The organism is Streptomyces buecherae (assembly GCF_014295035.1).
Taxonomy (GTDB): Bacteria; Actinomycetota; Actinomycetes; order Streptomycetales; family Streptomycetaceae; genus Streptomyces; species Streptomyces youssoufiensis.
This window is the reverse complement of sequence record NZ_CP060404.1, coordinates 2,388,031-2,411,414: the sequence shown is the minus strand read 5'-3', so window position 1 is coordinate 2,411,414 and position 23,384 is coordinate 2,388,031. Positions and strand designations below refer to the sequence as shown.

Sequence of the window (23,384 nt, the reverse complement as noted above, 5' to 3'; positions counted from 1 at the left end):
ACCTCGGGGAGCCGCCCGGGCGCGCCGGTGCGGGATGGCGGTGCGGGAACGCGCGGGTCACCGGCGCCGGGTCGCGGGCGCGCGTGATGTCGTACGCGGGGGAGAGCCCGCGCGTGGGGGCGCGGGGGCCGGACGCCGAAGGGGGGTGGGCGCCGGGCGCGGGGCCGGGGGAGCGAGCCCGCCGGGCGCGGCGATGAGGGGCCCGCGTGTATAGGGGAGAGGGGGCCGTGCGTGGGGGGAGTACGCGCGATGTCGGTCCGGCGTCACGGGCGGGGCGCCGGACCGACGGTGTCGCTCAGCCCACCGCTACCTGGTCGAGGGAGCCGCGGGCGTCCGCGCGGTCGGCGCCGTCGGCGGGCCGCAGCCGGAACCAGTAGAAGCCGTGACCGGCCAGCGTGAGCAGGTAGGGCAGCTCACCGATGGCGGGGAAGCGCACGCCGCCGATCAGCTCGACCGGGTGGCGGCCGTTGAACGCCTGGAGGTCCAGCTCCGTCGGCTGCGGGAACCGCGAGAAGTTGTTCACGCACAGCACCAGGTCGTCGCCGTACTCGCGCAGGAACGCCAGGACGGCCGGGTTGCTCGACGGGAGTTCGGTGAAGGACCCGAGCCCGAAGGCCGGGTTCTGCTTGCGGATCTCGATCATCCGCCGGGTCCAGTGCAGCAGTGAGGACGGGCTGCTCATGGCCGCCTCGACGTTGGTCACCTGGTAGCCGTAGACCGGGTCCATGATCGTGGGCAGGAACAGCCGCCCCGGGTCGCAGGAGGAGAAGCCCGCGTTGCGGTCCGGGGTCCACTGCATCGGCGTGCGCACGGCGTCCCGGTCGCCCAGCCAGATGTTGTCGCCCATGCCGATCTCGTCGCCGTAGTAGAGGATCGGCGACCCCGGCAGGGCCAGCAGCAGGGCGGTGAACAGCTCGATCTGGTTGCGATCGTTGTCGAGCAGCGGGGCGAGTCGGCGTCGGATGCCGATGTTGGCCCGCATCCGCGGGTCCTTGGCGTACTCCGCGTACATGTAGTCACGTTCCTCGTCCGTGACCATCTCCAGCGTCAGTTCGTCGTGGTTGCGCAGGAAGATGCCCCACTGACAGCCGGAGGGGATGGCCGGCGTTTTGGCGAGGATCTCCGAGACCGGGTAGCGGGACTCGCGGCGCACCGCCATGAAGATGCGCGGCATCACCGGGAAGTGGAAGGCCATGTGGCACTCGTCGCCGCCGCGCTGGAAGTCGCCGAAGTAGTCCACGACGTCCTCCGGCCACTGGTTGGCCTCGGCCAGCAGCACCGTGTCCGGGTAGTGCGCGTCGATCTCCGCCCGCACCCGCTTGAGCAGCTCGTGCGTGCGCGGCAGGTTCTCGCAGTTGGTGCCCTCCTCGGCGTACAGGTACGGCACCGCGTCCAGGCGGAAGCCGTCGATGCCCAGGTCGAGCCAGAACCGCAGGGCCGCGATCACCTCCTCCTGCACGGCGGGGTTCTCGAAGTTGAGGTCGGGCTGGTGCGAGAAGAAGCGGTGCCAGTAGTACTGCTTGCGCACCGGGTCGAAGGTCCAGTTGGACGCCTCGGTGTCCACGAAGATGATGCGCGCGTCCGGGTACCGCTTGTCGTCGTCGGCCCAGACGTAGAAGTCGCCGTAGGGCCCGTTCGGGTCCTTGCGGGACTGTTGGAACCACTCGTGCTGGTCGCTGGTGTGGTTCATCACGAAGTCGATGATCACGCGCATGCCGCGCTGGTGGGCGGCGTCCACGAACTCGACGAAGTCGGCCAGGTCCCCGAAGTCGGGGAGCACGGCGGTGTAGTCGGACACGTCGTAGCCGCCGTCGCGCAGCGGCGAGGCGAAGAACGGCGGCAGCCACAGGCAGTCGACGCCCAGCCACTGCAGGTAGTCGAGCTTGGCGGTGAGGCCCCTGAGGTCGCCGATGCCGTCCCCGTTGCTGTCCTGGAAGGAGCGGACCAGTACCTCGTAGAACACGGCCCGTTTGAACCAGTCCGGGTGGCGGTCCCCGGCGGGCGTGTCCTCGAAGGTGTCCTGGACGGGCTCGTTGACGATCATGGTGTGGGTGACCCTCCGATCGGTGAGGACGGTCGCAGCGAGAACACGTGCGCGGGCGCGATGCCGCTGCCCGGCTCTAGGCGCACGTAGTTGTCGCTGCCCCAGTGGTAGGTGGTGCCGGTGAGCTCGTCGCGCACCGACAGGGACTCATGCCAGTCGAGGCCGAGTTCTGGCATGTCCAACGACACCGTGGCCTCGTGGGTGTGGTGGGGGTCGAGGTTGACCACCGTCAGCACGCAGTCCCCGCCCGCGCCGCGTCCGCCCGCCGCGTCCGCCCGCCGTCGTGCCTCGTCGCCCGGCCGCACCCCGGGTCGCCGCGGTGCCGGCGGCTCGGACCTGCGTTCGGGCACCCGCTTGGAGTAGGCGATCACGGCGTCGTTGTCGGTGCGGTGGAAGCGCAGGTTACGGAGCTGTCGCAGGGCCGGATGGTGCCGGCGCAGCCGGTTGAGCGTGGTGATCAGCGGGGTGATGGTGGCCCCGGCCCGCTCGGCGCCGGCCCAGTCGCGCGGACGCAGTTCGTACTTCTCCGAGTGCAGGTACTCCTCGCTGCCCGGGCGCAGCGCCGTGCCCTCGCACAGCTCGTACCCGGCGTACATGCCCCAGGACGGCGACAGCGTCGCCGCGAGGACGGCGCGGATCTCGAACGCGGACCGGCCGCCCTCCTGGAGGTAGGCGTGCAGGATGTCGGGGGTGTTGACGAAGAAGTTGGGCCGCATGCAGGCGGCGGCGTCCCCGGTCAGCTCGGTGAGGTAGTCGGTCAGCTCCCGCTTGGTGGTGCGCCAGGTGAAGTACGTGTACGACTGCTGGAAGCCGACCGCCGCCAGGGTGCGCATCATCGCCGGCCGGGTGAACGCCTCGGCCAGGAAGACGACCCCGGGGTCGGTGCGGTTGATGTCGGAGATCACCTTCTCCCAGAAGACCACCGGCTTGGTGTGCGGGTTGTCCACCCGGAAGATCCGCACCCCGCGCGCCATCCAGCAGCGCAGCACCCGCAGCGTCTCGCGGACGATGCCGGAGAAGTCCGCGTCGAAGGCGATGGGGTAGATGTCCTGGTACTTCTTCGGCGGGTTCTCCGCGTACGCGATCGACCCGTCCGCGCGGTGGTGGAACCACTGCGGGTGGCTGGTCACCCACGGGTGGTCGGGCGAGCACTGGAGCGCGAAGTCGAGGGCCACCTCAAGGCGCAGCTCGCGCGCCTTGGCGACGAAGTGGTCGAAGTCCTCCAGGGTGCCCAGGTCCGGGTGGATCGCGTCGTGCCCGCCGTCCGCGGAGCCGATCGCCCACGGCGAGCCCACGTCGTGCGGGCCGGCGGTCAGCGCGTTGTCGGGGCCCTTGCGGAACGAGGTGCCGATGGGGTGGATCGGCGGCAGGTACACCACGTCGAAGCCCATCGCGGCGATGGCCGGCAGCCGCTCGGCGGCGGTGCGCAGGGTGCCGCTGACGGGTGGCGCCCCGTCCGCGAGCACCGCGCCCTCGGAGCGCGGGAACATCTCGTACCAGGAGCCGAACAGCGCGCGCTCCCGCTCCACCTGGAGCGGCGCCGCGCGCGAGGTGGTCACCAGCTCGCGCAGCGGGTGCCCGTCCAGCGCGGCGACCACCTCGGGCGCGAGCGCGGCGGCCAGCCGGTCCGCCACCGGGCGGCCCTCGTCGAGCAGCGCGTCGACCGCGCTGAGCACGGCCTCCCGGCCGGCGTTCTTGGGTACGTCGGCGGCGGCGCGCTCGTGCAGGTGCGCACCCTCGGTGAGCACCAACTCGGCGTCGATGCCGGCCGGCACCTTGACCCTGGCGTGCGAGCGCCAGGTGCCGATCGGGTCGCTCCACGCCTCGATGGTGAAGGTCCAGCGGCCCTCGCGGTCGGGCGTGACGTCCGCGCCCCAGCGGTCCGTGCCGGGCTCCAGCTCGCGCATCGGCGTCCACGGACCGCAGCGCCCGGCCGGGTCGCGCAGCACCACGTTGGCCCCGACCGCGTCGTGCCCCTCGCGGAAGACCGTGGCGCTGACCTGGAACGTCTCGCCCACCACCGCCTTCGCCGGGCGCCTGCCGCAGTCAACGAGCGGGCGGATGTCCAACACGGGGATACGGCCGATCATGGGATCACCTAACGGCGTCGCTGGCGTGCGGGGCATTGGTTCTTTCTACCGGGTGGGCACGCCGTTCCCGGGGCACGCGCGGGGCCGCCGTGCGCCGCGTTCACTCGGCTGGCCGGACGCGACGGGCCCCGCCGCCAGGCCGCCGCCGGCGCCGTGGTGGTGACTGTCCGTCGCGGTGTTCGCGGTGGCTACGGCGCCTGCGGGGTGTCCGCGCGGGCGTCGTACGCGGCGCGGGCCTCGTCGATCCGGGACAGGTGCGCGACGCTCCATTCCAGCAGCGGCGCCGTGGCCTCGCGCAGGGTGCCGCCCATCTCGGTGAGCTCGTAACTGACGTGCGGCGGCATCACGTTGTGGACGGTGCGGGTCAGGATTCCGTCGCGCTCCAGGCTGCGCAGCTTCACGGTGAGCATCCGCTGGCTGATCCCGTCGATGGCCCGCTTGAGCTCGGTGAAGCGGCGCGGCCCGTCCTTGAGCTGGCGTACGACCAGCAGTGACCACTTGTCCCCGACGATGTGGAGCACCACCCGGGTCCGGCACGCGTCGTCGGGCCCGGTCGCCGGCGGTTGGCCCTCTGACGTCGTGTCCACGGTTACCTCCAGAGAACCGAGGCACCTCAATGTGCCTTATTGCCCGCGGCGCACGCGTGCACCAGCATGTTTCCCGGTACTCGAACAGTACCGAGGCACGAAAGGTAACCACCAGGACCGCGAGCCGGCGGCCTGGATGTGGCCGTGCCCCGCTCCCCGTACGACGAAGGGTTGACCTGCCATGTCCACATACCTGTTGGTGCACGGTGCCTGGCACAGCGGACGGTGCTGGGAGCGGGTGGTGCCGCTGCTGGAGGCCGCCGGGCACCGGGTGCTCGCGCCGTCCCTGACCGGCTACGGCGACAGGGTGCACCTGGCCGGCCCCGAGGTGGGGCTCGACACGCACGTCGACGACGTGGTCGGGCTGATCGACGAGCGGGACCTGGCCGACGTCGTACTCGTCGGCCACAGCTACGCGGGGCTGGTGGTCTCCGCCGTCGTCAACCGGATACCCGAGCGCGTCGCGCACCTGGTCTATCTCGACGCGATGGTCCCCGAGGACGGCGAGTCCGCGGTCGACGTCCTGCCCGTGACCCGGCACCTGATCGAGGCCGCCGAGCGGTCCGAGAGCGGCTGGCGGGTGCCGCCGCCGCCCGAAGCGCCCGCCCCCCTCGGCCTGTTCGGTGTCACGGACCCGGCGGACGTGGCCTGGCTGCGCGCCATGCTCTCCGACCAGCCGGTGCGCTGCCTGCGACAGCCGGTGCGCCTGGACAACCCGGCCGCCCGCGCGGTGCCGCGCACGCACATCCACAACGTCGGCGCCACGCCGGAGGGCATCACCCGCCGCCCCGTCCCGTCGGTCCAACCCAACGGCACCCCGGCCCAGGTCTGGACGCTGCCCACCGGCCACGACTGCATGATCACCATGCCGGACGAACTCAGCGCCCTGCTCCTCAAGCTCGCCTGACCCGCGCCGCCGACCGGCCTCGCCCCCGCCCGACCGCGAAGCCCGTCCCGGCGCGGGCGGTGGCTACTCCTCGGCCCGGCGGACGAGGAAGACCTGGCGCCAGTGCTCGGCCGAGCGCACCAGATCCTCGCTGACGTGGTGGAGGAACTGGCTCAGGTTGTCGAGGCGGGCACCGGCCGGGGTGGCGGGGTCGAGCGCCTGGGCGTGGCGCGCGGACGCGGCGGCGATCTCGGCGTCGATGCGCGTGCTGGCCATCACGGCCCGGAACCACACGTCGTCACCGATGGCGTAGCGCTCGGCGCGGCGGTGGGGATCGCGTTGGCGCTGGATGACCCCCATCGTCTCCAGGACGCCGACGGCCTTGGAGACGGCGGCGGGGCTGACCCGCAGGCGTCGCACGAGTTCGGCCGAGGAGAGGCTGCCGCTGTCGGTGGTCAGGAGCGCGGCCAGGACCCTGGCCGCCATCGGCCGCATCCCGGTCCGTACGAACAGTTCCGTGGTGCGCGCGGTCACCTCCGCCACGATCCGGGGGTCGCGGCCACCGAGATCGACGCCGCCCGCCGCCGGGCTCGCCACGGTGGCCGGGGCCCGGCGCTTCCGGCGCTGGCTGGCCTGGTGCGCCTGGTCGGCGAGGTAGCCGGTGGGCCCGCCGTTGCGCATCACCTCACGCGTGACGGTCGAGGTCGACCGCCCGAGCCGACGGGCGACGGCGGCGTACGTGAGCCCGTCACGCAGTCCTGCGGCGATCTCCCGCCGGTCCTGGCGGGTGAGTCTCTCTCCGGGCATCGGTGTCCTCGTCGGTCGGCGGTGACACGAGCGTAATGCAACGTCGTCGTTGCATTAAGAGACAGGGTGTGTGCAACGATTTAACGGCTCTGAGCTGGTGTTTCGCTTTTCAGAGTGCTCGCCTTTGATTGACGGGTTCGTGTATGCAACGTAATTTTCACCGCGTCGTGAAGATCCTCAATGGGGCGGGAGCAGCGAACATGAACGACATGGACGTGCAGCGGGCGTTGGACTGGGCGGTGGCCGAGGCGGGCGTACCCGGCATCGTCGCCGACATCAGGGACGGCGACCGGCGGTGGTTCGGCGCCGCCGGCGTGGCCGACCTGCGGACGGGCGCCCCGCGCCGACCGGGCGAGTACGCGCACACCGGCAGCGGCGGCAAGGCGTTCATCGCCACCGTGCTGCTGGCGCTGGCGGCCGAGTCCAGGCTGAGCATCGACGACCCGGTCAACACCTGGCTGCCCGGCGTGCTCGACCACAACGGCTACGACGGCGACAAGATCACCATCAGGCACCTGCTCAGCAACACCAGCGGCCTGTTCTCCACCGGCATGGCACCGGAGCTGACCAGCAGGTACGCCACCCGGGCCGCGTTCGCGGAGCACCGCTTCGACGCGTTCACCACCGAGCAACTGCTCGCCATGACGGTGTCACAGCCGCCGGTCGGCGCCCCCGGTGAGCGCTTCGAGTACTCCAACGGGGGTTTCTACGTCGCCGAGGCCCTCATCGAGAAGGCCACCGGCAACAGCCTGGCCGAGGAGATCGAACGCCGCGTCGTCCAACCGCTCGGCCTGACCGACACCTCCGTACGCTCCGCCCAGGACGCGCGGTACCCCGATCCGCATCCGCGGGCCTACTCCACGCTGTTCTACAAGGACGGCACCGACCCGGCCGAGGTCACCCCGGAGAACTGGGAGTCGGTGATGGAGGAACCCGGGCTCGACCCCCTCGACGTGACCGAGTACAACACCTCGTGGGCGCCCGCCAACGTCGTCTCCACCACCGGCGACATGATCAGGTTCGTCGGCGCGCTGGCCGGCGGCACCCTGCTGCCGCCGGAGCAGCACCGTGCGATGTGGACCACGGTCTCCACCGAGGGGGGCAACTGGACGCCGCACACCCGGTACGGCCTCGGCGTGTTCGAGTTCGACCGGGCGGCGACGGGCGGCCTGACGCTGCGCGGCGTGGGCGGCAGCTTCTGGGGATGCCTCTTCTACACGGTGGGCACCGCCGACGGCGAACACACCCTCTCCCTCCAGACCAACACCGAGTGGAAGAGCTGGGACGTCCTCTTCCGGGTCATCGACGCGGAGTTCGGCGTCCGCCTCGGCGGGTGAGCGGGCCGCCCGCGAACGGTGCCCCCACCCGCGCCGCGGCGGGCGGGCGCGGCGCGGCGTGATCAGCGCGCGGGGTGTCCGGCTCCTCGGGCCCCAGCCGGGCCCGGCACCCGGTCCACCGGCGACGCGCTCGGCGCGGTCGCCACGGACCCGGCCAGCAGCCGCAGGCCCGCGTCCGAGGCCGAGTCCGGCTCCGCGCTGAAGGCCAGCACGCCCTGCCCGCCGGAGTCGGGCAGCCGCAACATCTGGAACGCCAGCTCCAGCGGCCCCACCAGTGGATGGTGGAACACCTTCACGCCGCTGGTGCAGCCCCGCACCGGGTGCCGCGACCACAGCGCGGCGAACTCGGGGCTCTTCATGGTCAACTCACCGATCAGCTCGGCCAGTTGGCGGTCGTCGGGATGTTCGCCCGCGGCCAGGCGCAGCGAGGAGACCGCGCGCCGCGCCTCGAACTCCCAGTCCGGGTACAGCTCGCGCACGTGGGGGTCGAGGAAGAGCAGCCGCTGCGTGTTCGGGCGCTCAGCGGGCCGCTCCGGCGCCCCCGCGTCCAGGTGCCCGGCGAGCAGCGCGTGCCCCAGCGGGTTCCAGGCCAGCACGTCGTACCGCGCGTCCAGCACGAGCGCCGGCACCGCGCCCATCGCCGCGATGAGCTGACGGGTGGCGGGGCGGGCCGTCGCGGGGCGCGCGGCGGGGCGGCGCGCGGCGCGCCCGGGGCGGGCCAGGTTGCGCAGGTGCGCGTGCTCGTCCGGGGTCAGGCGCAGCGCGCGGGCGAGCGCGTCCAGGACGCCGTCCGACGCGTTGCCGCTCTGGCCCTGCTCCAGCCGCGTGTAGTACGCCACGCTCACGCCCGCGAGCTGCGCCAGCTCCTCGCGGCGCAACCCCGGCACCCGGCGCTGGCCCCCGTAGGAGACCAGCCCGACGTCGGCGGGCTGGAGCCGGGCGCGGCGGCTGCGCAGGAAGTTTCCCAACTCGGCTGGTGTGTCCATGGGCCCCAGTCTCCGTCAGCGCCGCCCCCGCTGCCTGCCCCTGCCAGTGGCAGGCAGCGGCGGACCGGGCTGCCGCACGCGCGGAACGGGCGCACGCCCCCGTGGGCGCCCCCGCCCGGGGTGGGGTCACCCGTTCAGGCAGTCGCAGAACGGATAAATAGCGTGGCTGGCTACAGACACGCAGAAATTTGGCGGATATGGGCGAATCGGCCGGGTGGCCGCCGCTACCGTCGGAGCGTGAAGGCCATTCGTCGTTTCAGCGTGCGCCCCGTCCTCCCGGACTCCCTCAGACCGCTCAGCGACCTCGCGCGCAACGTGCGCTGGTCCTGGCACCCCGAGACCCGCGAGCTGTTCCAGGCACTGGACCCGGACGGCTGGCGGGCCGCGGGCGGCGACCCGGTGCGGCTCCTCGGCTCGGTCCCAGCCGACCGGCTGACCCGCCTCGCCGCCGACCCCGAGTTCGTACGCCGCCTCGCCGCCGCCGCCGACGAGCTGCGCGCCTACCTGACCGGACCCCGCTGGTACCAACAGCAGGTCGAGCGGCGGTCGGCCGACGGCGGGACCGACCACGGCGAGACCGCCGGCGGCGGCGACCCCGGGCCGGGCGCGCTGCCGCGGGCCATCGCGTACTTCTCGCCCGAGTTCGGCATCACCGCCGCCCTGCCCCAGTACTCGGGCGGCCTCGGCATCCTCGCCGGCGACCACCTCAAGTCCGCCAGCGACCTCGGCGTACCGCTGATCGGCGTCGGGCTGCTCTACCGGCACGGCTACTTCCGGCAGACCCTCTCCCGCGACGGCTGGCAGCAGGAGCACTACCCCGTGCTCGACCCGAACGAGCTGCCGCTCACGCTGCTGCGCGAGGTGGACGGCCGCCCCACGTGCGTCACCCTCGCGCTGCCGGGCGGGCGCTCGCTGCGCGCGCACGTCTGGCAGGCCAGCGTGGGCCGGGTGCCGCTGCTGCTGCTCGACTCCGACGTGGAGGAGAACGCGCAGCGCGAGCGGGACGTCACCGACCGGCTCTACGGCGGCGGCAGCGAACACCGGCTGCTCCAGGAGATGCTGCTCGGCATCGGCGGGGTGCGCGCCGTGCGCGCGTACTGCGCGCGCACCGGACACGCCGCGCCCGAGGTCTTCCACACCAACGAGGGGCACGCCGGCTTCCTCGGCCTGGAGCGCATCCGCGAACTCATCGCCGGCGGCGCCGACTTCGACACCGCCCTGGAGTCCGTGCGCGCCGGCACCGTCTTCACCACCCACACCCCCGTGCCCGCCGGCATCGACCGCTTCGACCGCGAGCTGATCGCCCGCCACCTCGGCGACGGCGGCGAACTGACCGAGCTGCCCGTCGAGCGCGTCCTGGCGCTCGGCCAGGAGACCTACCCCGGCGGCGAGGACGGCCTCTTCAACATGGCCGTGATGGGGCTGCGGCTGGCCCAGCGCGCCAACGGCGTCTCCACGCTGCACGGCCAGGTCAGCCGCGAGATGTTCGCCGGCCTGTGGCCCGGGTTCGACGCCGCCGAGGTGCCCATCACCGCCATCACCAACGGCGTGCACGCCCCGACCTGGGTGGCCCCCGAGGTGGCCGGGCTCGGCGCGCGGGTGGCCGAACGCACCGCGACCGACCCCGGCGCACGACCGGCGGACGCGACGGCGCACACCTCCGACGCGGACCTGTGGGCGCTGCGCCGCACGCTGCGCGAGCGCCTCGTGGTCGAGGTGCGCGAACGCCTCGCCGCCTCCTGGCGGCAGCGCGGCGCCGACCGCGCCGAACTCGGCTGGATCGACGGCGTCCTCGACCCGGACGTGCTCACCATCGGCTTCGCCCGCCGTGTCCCGGCGTACAAGCGGCTCACCCTGATGCTGCACGACCGGGACCGGCTCACGGAACTGCTGCTGCACCCCGAGCGGCCGGTGCAGATCGTCGTCGCGGGCAAGGCGCACCCGGCCGACGACGGCGGCAAGCGCCTGATCCAGGAGCTGGTCCGGTTCGCCGACGACCCGCGGGTGCGGCACCGTCTCGTCTTCCTGCCCGACTACGGCATGGCCATGGCCCAGCGCCTGTACCCCGGCTGCGACGTCTGGCTCAACAACCCGCTGCGCCCGTTGGAGGCGTGCGGCACCTCCGGCATGAAGGCCGCCCTCAACGGCTGCCTCAACCTGTCGGTACGGGACGGCTGGTGGGACGAGTGGTACGACCCGGACTTCGGCTGGGCCATCCCCACCGCCGACGCATCGGCCGCCGTCGGCGAGTCCGCCGAGGCCGACCAGGACCGCCGCGACGCGCTGGAGGCCGCGGCCCTCTACGACCTGCTGGCCCACCAGATCACCCCCCGCTTCTACGAGCGCGGCGCCAGCGGCCTGCCCGACCACTGGCTCGCCATGGTGCGCCGCACCCTCACGACGCTGGGCCCCAAGGTCCTTGCGGGGCGGATGGTGCGCGAGTACGTCGAGAAGCTGTACGTGCCGGCCGCCCGGGCCCACCGCGCGACCAGCGGGCCCGCCGCCCGGGAACTCGCCCAGTGGAAGGCCCGGGTGCGGGCGGCCTGGCCGGGCGTCGCGGTGGACCACGTCAAGGCCGAGAGCGAGCCACCCGAGGCCCCGGCTCCCGGCGCGCCGCCCGGACCCGCCCCGGAGGAGGTCGGCGCCGGGACGCCGGGCGAGGGGGAGTGCGCCACCGTCGAGCTGGGCACCACGCTGACGCTGCGGGTCAGGGTCTCGCTCGGCGATCTGACGCCGGACGACGTCGAGGTGCAGGCCCTGGCCGGCCCGGTGGACGAGGCCGACCGGATCGGCGCCGCCCGCGCCGTCCCGCTCAAGCCGGTCGGCGGGCCGAGCCTGGAGGGGCACTGGTCGTACGCGGGCCCGCTCGCCCTCGACCGCTCGGGGCCCTACGGCTACACCGTCCGCATCCTGCCCTGCCACGAACTCCTGGCCAGCGGCGCCGAGTTGGGCCTGGTGGCGGCGCCGACGGAGCGCACCGGCGAGGAGGCCGGGCTGCTGATGCGCTGAGCCGCGTCCGGCACGCGGTCGAACGGAGGCGACGTGCGGCGGGCCCGGGGAGGTGATCCCCGGGCCCGCCGCCTCACGTGTCGGGTGCGTTACTTGACGCCGACGCCGGCCCAGGCCGCGTCCACGCCCTTGACCTCGGCGCTGTCCGCGCCGTACAGGTCGGTCGCCGCCTTGAGGGTGGCCTCACGCGCGGCGGCGTAGTCGGTGTTGGAGGTCATGTAGGTGGTCAGGGCCTTGAACCAGACCTTCTCGGCCTTGCCCCGGCCGATGCCCTCGACCTTTGAGCCGTCGACGGTCGGGCTGTCGTACGAGACGCCGTTGATCTCCTTGGCGCCGCTGCCCTCGGAGGCCAGGTAGAACCAGTGGTTGGCGATGCCGGACGAGTAGTGGACGTCCACGTCGCCGGCGTTCTCGTCCCAGTTGTCGAGCGAGCTGCCGTCCTTGGAGGGCTTGTCCATGTACCGCAGCGGGCTGCCGTCGCCGCGGATGTCGATCTCCTCGCCGATGAGGTAGTCGCCGACGTCCTCGCCGTTGTCGGCGTTGAACTCGACGGCCGTGGCGAAGATGTCGGAGGTGGCCTCGTTCAGGCCGCCGGACTCGCCGCTGTAGGTGAGGTTGGCGGTGGCCGAGGTGACGCCGTGGGTCATCTCGTGGGCCGCGACGTCGATCGAGGTCAGCGGGTGGGTGTTGCCCTCGCCGTCGCCGTAGGTCATGCAGAAGCAGGAGTCCTGCCAGAACGCGTTGGAGTAGTTCTGGCCGTAGTGCACGTTGGACGTGGCGCCCTGGCCGTCGCCCTTGATGCCGTCGCGGCCGTGCACGGACTTGTAGTAGTCCCAGGTCAGGGCCGCGCCGTAGTGCGCGTCGACGGCCGCGGTCTGGGCGTCATCCGGCTTGCCGGTGCCCCACTTGTCGTCGTCGTCGGTGAACGCCTCGCCCTGGCTGCCCTGCCCGTTCTTCAGGTCCAGCGTCTTGTGGCCGCCGCGCTCGCTGTCGGTCAGCGTGTAGCCGCCGCCCTCCTTCGCGGTGCCCAGCTCGACCTCGCCGCTGTACTGGCTGGAGCCGGTGCCGTTCTTGACGCCCTGGAAGGTGAAGAGTTCCTTGCCGGTGTTGGCGTCGGTGATGACGTGCAGTTCGTTGGGCGTGCCGTCGGCCTGCAGGCCGCCGATGACCGCCTCGTAGGCCAGGGTCGGCTTGCCGTCGGCGGCCCAGATCACCTTGCGGGGCGCCTTGTCGGCCTTGGCCAGCTTGGCGTCGTCGGCCCGCGCGGCCTTGATCGCGGCCCGCTCGGCGGTGGACGGGGCCAGCTTGGCCCGCGTGGAGGCGACCTTGATGGTGGCCTTCGTCGCCTTGGTGACGCCCTTGAGCTCGCCGCCCTTGGTCTCGTGCGTGATGAGGTCGCCGCCGAGCACCGGCAGGCCGGCGAAGGTGCGCTCGTAGCGGGTGTGCGTGGTGCCGTCGCCGTCCTTGACGACGTCCTTGACGACCAGCTTCTCCTGGGCGCCCAGGCCCAGCGTGCTGGCGGTCCTGGCGGTGGTGTCGTTCGCCTCGCGCAGCAGTTCGGCGCGGTGCGAGGGGCTCAGCTTGGCGGGGGTGGCCGAGGCCGCCGTGTCAGCGGTGTCGGCGGCGCCGGCCGTGCCGGTGGTCAGGCCCGTGGCCAGCAGCGCGGCGGCCGCGGCGACCGCGCCGGTGGCGGCGGCCGTACGGCGGGTGCGGGTGGATCGGGGTATGCCGGAAGACGTGCTCACGCGAACTCCTTCTTGCCGTGGGGGGTCGGACCGGGCGACGCGATGAAGCCGTCCGGTCTCACAAGAGGTGCGGGTGTGAAGCGCGTGGGCAGACTGCCACACGAGACGCGAACATGTCATCGGGTCATCGCTGTGGCGTCGATATTTTGTTCGTTGTTGGTGCGATGAACTCCGGATAACGGACGAAGCGGGAGAAGTGAGAGGCGCCGCCTGGGGGAACGTGCTCTCCCCAGGCGGCGCCTGTCGAGGGGCCCGCGTCACCGCCGGTCACGGGACGGGGGCTGGCGTGCCGCGGTCCGTCAGAAGGTCAGCTTCCAACTGTTGATGTAGCCGCGGTCGGTGGAGTAGATGTCCTGCACCTTGAGGTTCCAGGTGCCGCTGGCCGCCACGCCGCTGGTGTCCACGGTGTACGTCTCGTTCACGTTGTCCGCCGAGTCGTACGCGCTGGAGTTCTTCAGCCGGTAGGTCTTGCCGCCCGGCGCCACCAGGTCGACCACCAGGTCACCGCGGTAGGGGTGCACGATGTCCACGCTGACCTTGAGGGCCGCGCTGCCGTTGCCGCTCCGGTTGACGGTGATCGGCGAGTTGACCGCGTCGAGGCCGTCCGGGATCTGCACGTCGTTGGTGTTCTCGTAGACGCCGCCGTCCGCGTCGTTCACGGTCCACTTGAACGCCGCGGTCCCGGTCTTGCCGGCCGCGTCCGTGACCGTGACGGTCACCTGGCTGGTGCCCACGGTGGTCGGCGTGCCGGAGATCAGGCCGCTGGCCGCGTCGATGCCGAGGCCGGCGGGCAGCCCGGTGGCGGCGTAGCGCAGCGCCCCGGTGTTGCTGCTGGTCGCCTTGATCTGCAGGCTCGCGGCCTGGTTGACGACGCTGGTCTGGTCACCGGGGGCGGTGACGCTCACGCCGCCCGGCGTCGGCACCCGCTGCCCGACGTTGACCGCGGCCCAGGCGTTGGCGACACCCGCGTACTCGGCGCTGTTCGTGCCGAACAGCTCGCCGGCCGCCCACAGCGTCGCGTCCCGGGCGCCCTTGTAGTCGGTGTTGGACTGCATCCGCTGCGACAGCGCCTTGAACCACACCTTCTCGGCGTTGACCCGGCCGATGGGCGTCACCGGCTGGTTGTCGTAGGTCGGGCTGTCGTGCGGGATGCCGTTGATGACCTTGGCGCCGCTGCCCTCGGAGGCCAGGTAGAACCAGTGGTTGGCCACGCCGGACGAGTAGTGGACGTCGATGCTGCCGATGCCCGAGTACCAGTTGTCCTTGGACCGGCTGTCCTTGGACGGCTTGTCCATGTACCGCAGCGGCGTGCCGTTGCCGTTGATGTCGATCTCTTCGCCGACCCAGTAGTCGCCCTTGTCGTTGGGGTTGTCGGCGTGGAACTCCACGGCCGCGGCGAAGATGTCGGAGGTGGCCTCGTTCAGGCCGCCGGACTCACCGCTGTAGACCAGCCGGGCGGTGTTGGCGGTGACGCCGTGCGTCATCTCGTGCGCGGCCACGTCGATCGAGGTCAGCGGGTGGGTGTTGCCCGAGCCGTCGCCGTAGGTCATGCAGAAGCAGGAGTCCTGCCAGAAGGCGTTGACGTAGTTGTTGCCGTAGTGGACGCGCGAGTACGCCCCGACGCCGTCGCCCTTGATGCCCGACCTGCCGTGCACGGACTTGTAGTAGTCCCAGGTCAGGGCCGCGCCGTAGTGCGCGTCGACGGCCGCGGTCTGGGTGTGGCTGCCGGTCCCGTCGCCCCACACGTCGTCGGCGTCGGTGAACAGCGTGCCCTGCCCCGAGGTGCCCCGGTTGAGGTTGTACGTCTTGTGGTTGCCGCGCTGGGTGTCGGTCAGGTTGTACGAGCCCGAGCCGCCCGCGGTGCCCAGCGGCACCTCGCCGCTGTACTGGCTCTTGCCCGTGCCGTTGTGCACGCCCTGATACTCGTAGAGCTTCTTGCCCGTGTTGGCGTCGGTGATGACGTGCAGCTCGTTGGGCGTGCCGTCCGCCTGTACGCCGCCGACGACCGTCTCGTACGCCAGCACCGGCTTGCCCGTCGCGGCCCAGACCACCTTCCGCGGGGCCTTGTCGGCCTCCGCCTTCCGGGTGTCGTCGGCCCGCGCCAGCCGCTCGGCGGACTCCTCGGCCACGGCCGGCCGCACCTTGGCGGTGGTCGAGGCCACGCGCACCGATGACTTGGTGGCCTTGGCGACCGACTCAAGGGCGCCGGCCCGCGTCTCCTGCACCACGAGGTCGCCGCCGAGCACCGGCAGGCCGGCGAAGGTGCGCTCGTAGCGGGTGTGCGTGGTGCCGTCCGCGTCCTTGGACACGTCCTTGACGACCAGCTTCTCCTGCGCGCCGAGCCGCAGTGTCCTGGCGGTCTCGGCCTTGGTGGCGTCGGCGTCGCGCAGCAGCTCGGCCCGCTCGGCGGGGGAGAGCTTGACGGGCATCGCGCCGCGGTTGGCCACGCTGGACATGGGGGCCGAGGCGTCGGGGGCGGTGGCGCCGTCGGTGTCGGCGGTGGCGCTGACGGCCTGCACGCCGACGGCGAGCATGGCGGCTACCGCGACGAACGCGCCGGTGGCGGCCGTTCGTCGATGGGGGGTGCGTCTCACGCGGAACTCCTTCTACTGCCGCCGCGGTGGCGGCGGCCCAGGGTGACCGGGCGGCTGGGTGGTCGCCCGGGCAGAGCGAAGCGAGCTGAACAGCGCGTGGGGGGACGGTGCGACACGGGGGCCGGGCGCGCTGGCACGGCGCTCCTGGCGCCGCCCGGGGAGCGGTGACGTGGGCGGGGCGCGGTGGCGACGTACGACTGCGGGGACAGCGCGTGGCCCGATGTGCCGGACACGTGAGGAGCGACCGACGCGCGGCGAGGTGCCGTGGGGGAGCCGCGTGGCGGACGAGGGGAAGAGTGCCACCGTAATGATGTACATGTCAGGAGGCCGTCGAAAAGTTGTCCAAAAACCGTCCGTTGACGAAACGGTGACGTCCGTATAGCGGATGCCGTAGCCGCCCGGGCCCCCGCCCGGCGACCCGCCGCCGCGTCCCGGCGTGCCCCGCGCCCCGGCGCGACGGGGCGGCGCCCGTCCGCCGCGCACCGCGCCGGGCACGTCGTCACTTGGGGCCGCCGGGCCGGCGCCGGGCCCGCGCGGCGCGGTGGCGGCGGCAGCGCCGGCGCGGGCGCCGGCGGGCCCACGGCCGTTGCACCGACGCCCGCCACGGGCAAGCCGGGCGCGCACCCCAGGCCACGCCCGACTGCCCGCGCCACCCGCGCCACCCGGCCCACGCCGCCCACCGCGAACCGGGCGAAGCGACCCGCCGCGGCCGGCACGGTTTCCGTACGATCATGAGATGACGAACCCCGCTGACGCACTCGACGAACCGCCCAAGTCCCTCACCGATCAGCGCGCGCTCCTCGACGGTTACCTCGACGCCTACCGCGACGCGCTGCACCGCAAGCTGGACGGCCTCAGCGAGCGGGAACTGCGCACCAGCCGGCTGCCCTCCGGCTGGACGCCGCTGCAACTGGTCAAGCACCTGACCCACGTCGAACTGCGCTGGCTGGTCTGGGGCTTCTGCGGCACGACGATGACCGAGGGGCGCGCCTGGGGGGACCAGGGGCCAGACGACCGCTGGCACGTCGCCGACGACGAGAGCCCGGCCGACGTGCTGGCCGAGCACCGCCGCCAGTGGGCGCGCTCGCGCGAGATCGCCGCCGGCGTGCCGGCCGAGCGCCGCGCGAGCCTCGGTGGCCGGTTCTCGACGGAGGAGGAGGCGCCGACGCTCGGTTGGATCCTCTTCCACCTCCTCCAGGAGTACGCCCGCCACCTCGGCCACCTCGACGTGGCCCGCGAGTTGGCGGACGGCCGCACGGGCGAGTGAGCGCGCCGGGGCACACCGGCGGCGGAGGCTGAAACGACACAGCGGCGGGGTGCGAGCCGGCCGCATCCGACTCACACCCCGCCGTTCACGGCGGCCCGTTCCCGGTGGTCCCCAGCCCACTGGTGGCCGGTCCCGGTCCGCCGCCTACCCCGCGCACCGCCGCTTCCGCGCGCTGGCCGCGCCGCCGGTTTCGGGGGTACCGGTTCGACGCGGAACGCGCGGCGCGCGGCGGCCGGCGCCGTGGTGGGCGGGGTCACCCCCGCTCACCACCGGCGCCCGCGCGGGGCGCGCTTAGAAGTCGTACGGCTTGGCGGTGTTCCAGTTCGTCACGTCCGCGCTGGACCAGGTGAACTTCGAGACCGCGCCCTTGCTGGTGAAGGCGTTCAGCTCGACGGCCGGGCCGGTGTCGCCGCCCTGGTCGCGCAGCGCGAGGGACAGCTCCGTGGAGGTGCGCTTCTTCTTGCCGTCGGCGAAGAGGTTGACGGCCGAGTAGACCTTGGCACCGGGCTTCAGGGTGATGCGGGCGGTGCCGCCGGGGGCGTCCTTCTTCGAGTGCGGCAGCACGTTCACCGTGTCGCCGAGCATGACGGAGGGGGACGCGGTGACCCAGCAGGGCTTGGAGTCGGCGTTCATCGCCGTCACCAGCAGGTGCTCACCGAGCTGCTTGGGGAACCGGTGCAGCACGTCGTACGAGATCTCGTCGCCCGAGCACTGCCGGACGCTGGTGGCCCGCGTCGCGGGCTTCTTCTTGGCGACCGTGACGGTCTTCTTGGCGACCGTGACGGTCTTCTTGGCGCTCGCCACGGCGACCTGCTGGCCGGTGGCCGACGGCGCGTGGCCCTCGCTCGCGACGACCTGGCCGGCCGCCTGCTGCACGCTTCCGGCGCTGGTGTACGGCGCGGCGTGGGCCACGGTGCCGGTGCTCTGGTGGGTCTGGGCGCCGCTGTCGGTGGCCGAGTTGGCGTAGGCGGTGAAGCCGAGGGCGAGGGCGGTGGTGGCTCCGGCGACGGCGGCGATGCGGATGCGAGAGGTGCGCATGACGGGGGTCCCCCTGTTGTGCTGGTTCGGATTCAGCGGTGGTCATCTCCGCTGTTGACACCACTGTGTCGGGGGCCGCTGCCGCTTCGCTTACGCACGGCTGTCGTCTCGCTGACGTGCGGCTTCAGGCGGGAAACGGGTCGGCTAACGCGCCCGGGCGGCGGTCTTCGGCTCGCGCGCGCCCGGCGCTCACGCCGCCGGCAGCACGCGGGCGCGCGCGGCGGCCAACGCGACCTGGGCGGCCCGGTCCGCCGTGCCCTCGTCGACCGGCTCGCCCGTGCACACCAGCCGGAAGTAGATCGGCGCGGCGAGGGTCTTGAGGAGTTCGGCGGGGTCCGTCTCCGCGGGGAGTTCGCCGCGCTCGACGGCGCGGGTGACCACGGGCTCCGCCCGTCGGAACCGGTCGTCGAAGAGCGCGCGCTTGACGTCGGCGAGCTGCGGGAGGCGGGCGGCCTCCGCGAGCACGGTGATGATCAGGGCCCGCCCCACCGGCGTGCTCACGCTGGCGACGAGCGCCCGGGCCAGCGCGCGCAGGTCGCCGGCCACCGTCCCAGTGTCGGGAATCGGGATATCGGTGGCGAAGTGGCTGGTCAGCGCGTCGGCGACCAGGGTGGGAGCGTCCTTCCAGTTCCGGTAGATCGTCGTCTTGTGCACGCCGGCCCGCTGGGCCACGCCCTCGACGGTCAGCCCCGCGTACCCGGTCGTCGCGAGTTCGGTGAGCGTCGCCGGCAGCACGGCGGCGCGCATCCTGCTGCCGCGTCCGACGGTGGGGGCGCGCCCGGTGGACGTGGCGGCAGACTCCATTGCAACTCCCTGTTGCGTTGATGGCGGGCGGTACGGCAGGATCAGGTTATCGCAACTCCAAGTTGCAATGCGGTCGTGTCGTGTCGGTCGTGCCGTGCTGTGCCGTGCGCTGCCGCGTCACGTCGTGCACTGCCCTGCCGCGCCGTCGTCGCGCGACCGCCCTCCCTACTTCGCGTACCGAGGTCCCATGTCCCGCCATTTCCCGTCAAGAGCCCGCACCGCGCCGCGCGACCACCCGACCCACCCGCCGACCGCCGCCCCACGAACCCGCCGCCGCCCGAACGCGCGCCCGACCCGGGCGCCGAGCCCGCTCCCCGACCAGACCGGCCGGCTGGCCGTGGTCACCGGCGCCAACAGCGGCATCGGATACGTCACCGCCCGCGAACTCGCCCGGAGCGGGGCCCACACCGTGCTGGCCTGCCGCGACCCCGAGCGGGGGCGCGCCGCGGTGGAACGACTGCGCGCCGAGGTCCCCGGCGCCCGCGCCGAACTTCGCTTACTCGACCTCGCCGACCTGGCGTCCGTACGCGACTTCGCCACGGCCTGGCCGCACGACCGGCTCGACCTGCTGGTCAACAACGCCGGCGTGGCCATGGTGCCGTTCTCCCGGACCGCCGACGGCTTCGAGTCCCAGTTCGGCATCAACCACCTCGGCACGTTCGCGCTCACCGGCCTCCTCCTGTCGTACCTGCTCGCGGCCGCAGACCCGCGCGTGGTCACGGTCAGCAGCGAGGGCCAGCGCTTCGCCCGCTTCGACATGACCAACCTCAACGCCGAGCGCCACTACCGAGCGGCCTTCGCCTACGTGCAGTCCAAGCGGGCCAACCTCTACTTCGCCAAGGAACTCCAACGCAGGGCCGACGCCCGCGGCCTGCGGCTGCGCAGCGTCGCGGTCGCCCCCGGACTCACCCGCTCCAACGTCCTCACCGGCGGCGCCCACCACACCCGGGGACGGGCCTACCGGCTCCTGGTCCGGCTGCTCGTGCGCGCCGCCTTCCGCCCCACACCAGCCGGCGCCATGACCTCCCTCCACGCCGCCACCGCCCACCACGTGCCCGGCGGCAGCTACGTGGTGCCCGACGGCGTCCTCCAACTCCGTGGCCAGCCCGTCCTGCGCACCCGGGAACGCGCCCTCCAGGACACCGCCACGGCCCACCGGCTGTGGGCCCGCTCGGAACGGCTCACCGGCGTGCGGTACCCCTGGCCCACCGAGCCGCCGCGCGCGGGCTGACCGCGCCGGGCCCGTCTCACGGCCGGCCCCGCCTCATGGCCGGCCCCGTCTCACGACCGGCAGCGCCGCCGGGCCGCCTCGTACCGCGCCCGCAGCCCCGCGTCCGCCGACACCCGCAGCAGCACGCCGAGCGCCCGCACCGCGCCGTCGTCGTAACCGCACTCCTCCGCCTCGCGCGCCGCGTCCTCCAGGCGCCGTACGCCCTGGTCACGCTCGCCCAGGTCGAGCAGCGCCTCGCCGGCGGCCGAGAGCAGCAGCACCCGGGAGGCCACCGAGATGTCCGGCTGCCCCGCCAGGTCCAGCGCCGCCAGCGCCGTCTCCAGGGCCTCCCGTGGGCGCTGGGCGTCCAGTTGGTGCCGGGCCAGGTGGTACATGGCCAACCGCTCGGTGTGCCGGTCGTCGACGGCGCGGGCCAACTCCGCGGCCCGTACGCACCCCTGTTCCGCCTCGTCGAGGCTGCCCAGCGCCGCCTGCGTCAGCGACAGGTTGACCAGCGCGGTCGCCTCCGCGCGTCGGTCGCCGACCCGGCGGGCCAGGTCGGGCGCGGCCTCCAGGTGCGCCACCGCCTCCCGTGGCCGGCCCTCCTCGATCAGCACCCACCCAAGGAGCGCCAACACCCGGGACTCGCCGCGCGGGTCGGCGTCGGCCCGCGCCGCCGCCAGGGCCAGGCCGAGCAACGGGGCCCAACTGTCCCGCACCCGCCACACCATCAGCGGCCACAGGCCGAGCACGATCCGCCAGGCCCGCCCGTGCCAGCCGGCCGCGTGCGCCGCGCCGGCGAGCAGCGCCAGGTCCTCGCGCTCGGCCGCGTACCAGGCCATGGCCTGATCGCGGCCGGCGAACGCCCGGATCGCCGGCGGCTGGCGGAAGTCCGCCGGCAGCGCGAAGCACTCCTCCTCGCCCGGCTCGGCCGCCCCGGCCGCGGCCAGGGCGGTGGCCACGCACTGGTCGAGCACCCGCACCAGGGCCTCGGAGTCCGCGTCGAGCCCGCGCGCGTACAGCCGCACCAGGTCGTGCAGCGTCCAACGGTTCGGCGCCGTCCGGATGACGAGGTGAGCCGCGGCGAGCTGGTCCATGGCGGCCTCGGCCGTCTCCGGGTCCGTGCCGGCCAGCGCCGCCACCGCGTACCGGTCCACATGGGTGCCGGGGTAGCGGCCGAGGTGCGCGAAGTGGTGCGCCACGCCGTCGGGCAGCCCGCGCACGGTGAGCCGCAGCGCCGCCCGCACCCCCGTGTCCTCCACGTCCAACAGGTGCAACCGGCGCGACTCGTCCGACAGTTCGGCGGTCATCGCCTCCAGCGACCACCCCGGCTGGTCCGCCAGGCGCGCCGCCGCCACCCGCAGCGCCAGCGGCAGCCCCCCACACAGCTCGGCCAGCCGCCGGGCCGCCGCCTCCTCCGCCGCCACCCGCTCGGGCCCGAGCACCGCGGCCAGCAGCGCCGTACTGTCCGCCGGCTCCAGCACGTCCACCGGGACGGGGCGGGCCGCGTCGGAGGCGATCAGGCCGTGCAACCGGTTCCGGCTGGTGACCACCGTCACGCAGCGCGTGCCGCCCGGCAGCAACTCCCTGGCCTGCGCCGAGTCACGCGCGTTGTCCAGCACCACCAGGAGCTGGCGGTCGGCGGTCAGGCAGCGGAACAGCGCCGACGCGGCCTGCGCCGACTCGGGCACCTGCCGCGGCGCGACCTGCAACGCCAACAGGAACTCGCGCAACACCTCCAGGTGCGCCGGCTCGCGGGTGTCGCTGAAGCCGCGCAGGTCGGCGTAGAGCAGCCCGTCCGGGAACCCGGCGCGGTTGCGGTGCGCCCACCGCACCACCAGCGCCGTCTTGCCCACCCCGGCCGGCCCGGTGACCAGGCACAGCGGGGCCGTGCCGACGGTGGCCCGGGACAGCGCGGCCAACTCGGCCGCGCGCCCGTGGAACCCGCGCGGCATACGCGGCAACAGGTCCACCGTGCCGGGCAGCGGCGCCCCCGGCGGCGCACTGGGCAACCGTGGCGCACCCGCGCCGGGGGCCGGCTGCGCCTCGTCGCCCTCGCCGCGCAACGCCATCGCGTACGCGTCCGCCAGCTCCGGCCCCGGGTCCACGCCCAACTCGTCGGCGAGCAGCCGCCGGGTGCGGTGGTACCAGTCGAGCGCCTCCGAGCGCCGCCCCGCCCGCTGGAGCGCCGTCATCAGCGCGGCCGACAGCGACTCGCGCAGCGGATGGGCCGCGGCCTCCGCGCGCAGCACGGCGGCGGCCCGGGCGTGCTCGCCGAGCCGCGCGTACGCCGCGGCCAGCAGCTCGACGGAGGTCAGCCGCCGCTCCTCCAACGCCTCGGCCGCGGCCACCACCGTGGGACTCGGGTACGCGCCGGTCAGCGCCGGCCCCTGCCACAGCGACAGCGCCTCCTCGTACAGCGCCACCGCGTCGGCGCCGGCCCGCTGGCTGCCGGCGAGCGTCACCAGCTCCTCGAAGCGGTGCGCGTCCAGGAGGCTCTCCGGCATCCGCAGCACGTACGCCGCGCCCTGGGTGGCCAGCTCGACCCCGAACGCCTTGGCGTCCGCCTCGGCGAGCAGCGCCCGCAACCGCGACACGTGGCCCTGGATGACGGTACGGGCGCGCAGCGGCGGCTCGTCGTCCCACAGGGTGACCAACAGGTGCTCCACCGGCACCGGCCGGTTCGGCCGCAGCAGCAGGGCGGTGAGCAGGCTGCGCCGCTTCGCCGGGCCGACCGACAACTCGCCGGCCTCGGTAGCCACGGAAACCGCTCCGAGCAGCCGGAACTCCACTGACGCACCCTCCTGATGGGACATGTCAGATTACCGGAGGAACCGGTACGGGCGTTCGGCCAGCGCGGGTACGGCGGTCGACACGACGGAGCCGGCCGGGGGCACATGGGCGTCGCGCCGGCGACGCGGCGCCCTCGGGCGGGGTGAGCCGTACGGCGCCGTCAGGGGGCGACGTACGCCGCCGCGAG

Annotated in this window: 15 protein-coding genes; 5 read left to right on the top strand and 10 right to left on the bottom strand. The window is 73.4% G+C overall.

Translation table 11 applies throughout. The annotated features are described in order from the left end of the window. Positions 1-295: 295 nt before the first annotated feature. The 3 genes from treS to H7H31_RS08795 all read right to left on the bottom strand — a co-directional run bounded on the left by treS (position 296) and on the right by H7H31_RS08795 (position 4,721). Complete coding sequence (gene treS, locus H7H31_RS08805; RefSeq protein ID WP_187064499.1) at positions 296-2,044, bottom strand: maltose alpha-D-glucosyltransferase; 1,749 nt, start codon at positions 2,042-2,044, stop codon at positions 296-298. Beyond that, positions 2,041-4,134 carry an alpha-1,4-glucan--maltose-1-phosphate maltosyltransferase gene (locus H7H31_RS08800; RefSeq protein WP_187064498.1) on the bottom strand — a complete coding sequence of 698 codons (2,094 nt, stop codon included), beginning with the start codon at positions 4,132-4,134 and terminating at the stop codon, positions 2,041-2,043. The genes treS and H7H31_RS08800 overlap by 4 nt, the downstream gene beginning before the upstream one ends. A 188-nt stretch (positions 4,135-4,322) precedes the next feature. Beyond that, positions 4,323-4,721 (bottom strand): winged helix-turn-helix transcriptional regulator, encoded by a 399-nt coding sequence (locus H7H31_RS08795; RefSeq protein WP_187064497.1) that lies wholly within the window; start codon positions 4,719-4,721, stop codon positions 4,323-4,325. A gap of 181 nt (positions 4,722-4,902) precedes the next feature. Between H7H31_RS08795 and H7H31_RS08790 the strand changes: the two genes are divergently transcribed. Beyond that, on the top strand, positions 4,903-5,628 hold the full coding sequence (locus tag H7H31_RS08790) for an alpha/beta hydrolase (RefSeq protein ID WP_187064496.1): 726 nt from the start codon (positions 4,903-4,905) through the stop codon (positions 5,626-5,628). 63 nt (positions 5,629-5,691) lie between these two features. Here H7H31_RS08790 and H7H31_RS08785 read toward each other — a convergent pair whose 3' ends face one another. Beyond that, on the bottom strand, positions 5,692-6,414 hold the full coding sequence (locus H7H31_RS08785; RefSeq protein ID WP_187064495.1) for a GbsR/MarR family transcriptional regulator: 723 nt from the start codon (positions 6,412-6,414) through the stop codon (positions 5,692-5,694). Positions 6,415-6,614: 200 nt separating this feature from the next. Here H7H31_RS08785 and H7H31_RS08780 point away from each other — a divergent pair, with 200 nt between their 5' ends. Then, entirely contained in the window at positions 6,615-7,751 is a 1,137-nt protein-coding gene (locus H7H31_RS08780; RefSeq protein WP_187064494.1) for a serine hydrolase domain-containing protein, read from the top strand. A gap of 62 nt (positions 7,752-7,813) precedes the next feature. Here the strand turns inward: H7H31_RS08780 and H7H31_RS08775 are convergent, their stop codons facing one another. After that, complete coding sequence (locus tag H7H31_RS08775; RefSeq protein WP_187064493.1) at positions 7,814-8,737, bottom strand: helix-turn-helix domain-containing protein; 924 nt, start codon at positions 8,735-8,737, stop codon at positions 7,814-7,816. Positions 8,738-8,974: 237 nt separating this feature from the next. On the opposite strand from H7H31_RS08775, the gene glgP reads away from it, so the two are divergent. Then, positions 8,975-11,746: an alpha-glucan family phosphorylase gene (gene glgP / locus H7H31_RS08770; RefSeq protein WP_187064492.1), complete on the top strand. Its 2,772-nt coding sequence runs from the start codon at positions 8,975-8,977 to the stop codon at positions 11,744-11,746. Positions 11,747-11,835: 89 nt separating this feature from the next. On the opposite strand, the gene H7H31_RS08765 is transcribed toward glgP, so the two are convergent. Both H7H31_RS08765 and H7H31_RS08760 read right to left on the bottom strand, forming a co-directional pair. Then, the gene (locus H7H31_RS08765; RefSeq protein ID WP_232109747.1) at positions 11,836-13,491 is read right to left on the bottom strand and encodes a M4 family metallopeptidase; all 1,656 of its coding nucleotides are present in this window, start codon (positions 13,489-13,491) and stop codon (positions 11,836-11,838) included. 299 nt (positions 13,492-13,790) lie between these two features. Continuing rightward, positions 13,791-16,085 (bottom strand): M4 family metallopeptidase, encoded by a 2,295-nt coding sequence (locus H7H31_RS08760; protein WP_187064490.1) that lies wholly within the window; start codon positions 16,083-16,085, stop codon positions 13,791-13,793. A 736-nt stretch (positions 16,086-16,821) separates the two neighbouring features. On the opposite strand from H7H31_RS08760, the gene H7H31_RS08755 reads away from it, so the two are divergent. Beyond that, positions 16,822-17,352, top strand: a complete 531-nt coding sequence (locus H7H31_RS08755; protein WP_187064489.1) for a DinB family protein — start codon at positions 16,822-16,824, stop codon at positions 17,350-17,352. Positions 17,353-17,643: 291 nt separating this feature from the next. Here the strand turns inward: H7H31_RS08755 and H7H31_RS08750 are convergent, their stop codons facing one another. After that, positions 17,644-18,390 carry a DUF4232 domain-containing protein gene (locus H7H31_RS08750; protein WP_187064488.1) on the bottom strand — a complete coding sequence of 249 codons (747 nt, stop codon included), beginning with the start codon at positions 18,388-18,390 and terminating at the stop codon, positions 17,644-17,646. A 189-nt stretch (positions 18,391-18,579) separates the two neighbouring features. After that, positions 18,580-19,194: a TetR/AcrR family transcriptional regulator gene (locus H7H31_RS08745; protein WP_232109746.1), complete on the bottom strand. Its 615-nt coding sequence runs from the start codon at positions 19,192-19,194 to the stop codon at positions 18,580-18,582. A 187-nt stretch (positions 19,195-19,381) separates the two neighbouring features. Between H7H31_RS08745 and H7H31_RS08740 the strand changes: the two genes are divergently transcribed. Next, positions 19,382-20,425 (top strand): oxidoreductase, encoded by a 1,044-nt coding sequence (locus tag H7H31_RS08740; RefSeq protein WP_187064487.1) that lies wholly within the window; start codon positions 19,382-19,384, stop codon positions 20,423-20,425. Positions 20,426-20,475: 50 nt separating this feature from the next. Here H7H31_RS08740 and H7H31_RS08735 read toward each other — a convergent pair whose 3' ends face one another. Beyond that, the gene (locus tag H7H31_RS08735; RefSeq protein WP_187064503.1) at positions 20,476-23,196 is read right to left on the bottom strand and encodes an AfsR/SARP family transcriptional regulator; all 2,721 of its coding nucleotides are present in this window, start codon (positions 23,194-23,196) and stop codon (positions 20,476-20,478) included. Between the last annotated feature and the right edge of the window lie 188 nt (positions 23,197-23,384).

What these genes read in the sequence shown, in the direction of transcription:
- H7H31_RS08755 (WP_187064489.1), top strand. Translation starts at nt 16,822, where the DNA reads ATGACGAACCCCGCTGACGCACTCGACGAACCGCCCAAGTCCCTCACC.
- H7H31_RS08780 (WP_187064494.1), top strand. Translation starts at nt 6,615, where the DNA reads ATGAACGACATGGACGTGCAGCGGGCGTTGGACTGGGCGGTGGCCGAG.
- H7H31_RS08740 (WP_187064487.1), top strand. Translation starts at nt 19,382, where the DNA reads ATGTCCCGCCATTTCCCGTCAAGAGCCCGCACCGCGCCGCGCGACCAC.
- H7H31_RS08800 (WP_187064498.1), bottom strand. Translation starts at nt 4,134, where the DNA reads ATGATCGGCCGTATCCCCGTGTTGGACATCCGCCCGCTCGTTGACTGC.
- H7H31_RS08775 (WP_187064493.1), bottom strand. Translation starts at nt 8,737, where the DNA reads ATGGACACACCAGCCGAGTTGGGAAACTTCCTGCGCAGCCGCCGCGCC.
- H7H31_RS08750 (WP_187064488.1), bottom strand. Translation starts at nt 18,390, where the DNA reads ATGCGCACCTCTCGCATCCGCATCGCCGCCGTCGCCGGAGCCACCACC.
- H7H31_RS08745 (WP_232109746.1), bottom strand. Translation starts at nt 19,194, where the DNA reads ATGGAGTCTGCCGCCACGTCCACCGGGCGCGCCCCCACCGTCGGACGC.
- H7H31_RS08785 (WP_187064495.1), bottom strand. Translation starts at nt 6,414, where the DNA reads ATGCCCGGAGAGAGACTCACCCGCCAGGACCGGCGGGAGATCGCCGCA.
- treS (WP_187064499.1), bottom strand. Translation starts at nt 2,044, where the DNA reads ATGATCGTCAACGAGCCCGTCCAGGACACCTTCGAGGACACGCCCGCC.
- H7H31_RS08790 (WP_187064496.1), top strand. Translation starts at nt 4,903, where the DNA reads ATGTCCACATACCTGTTGGTGCACGGTGCCTGGCACAGCGGACGGTGC.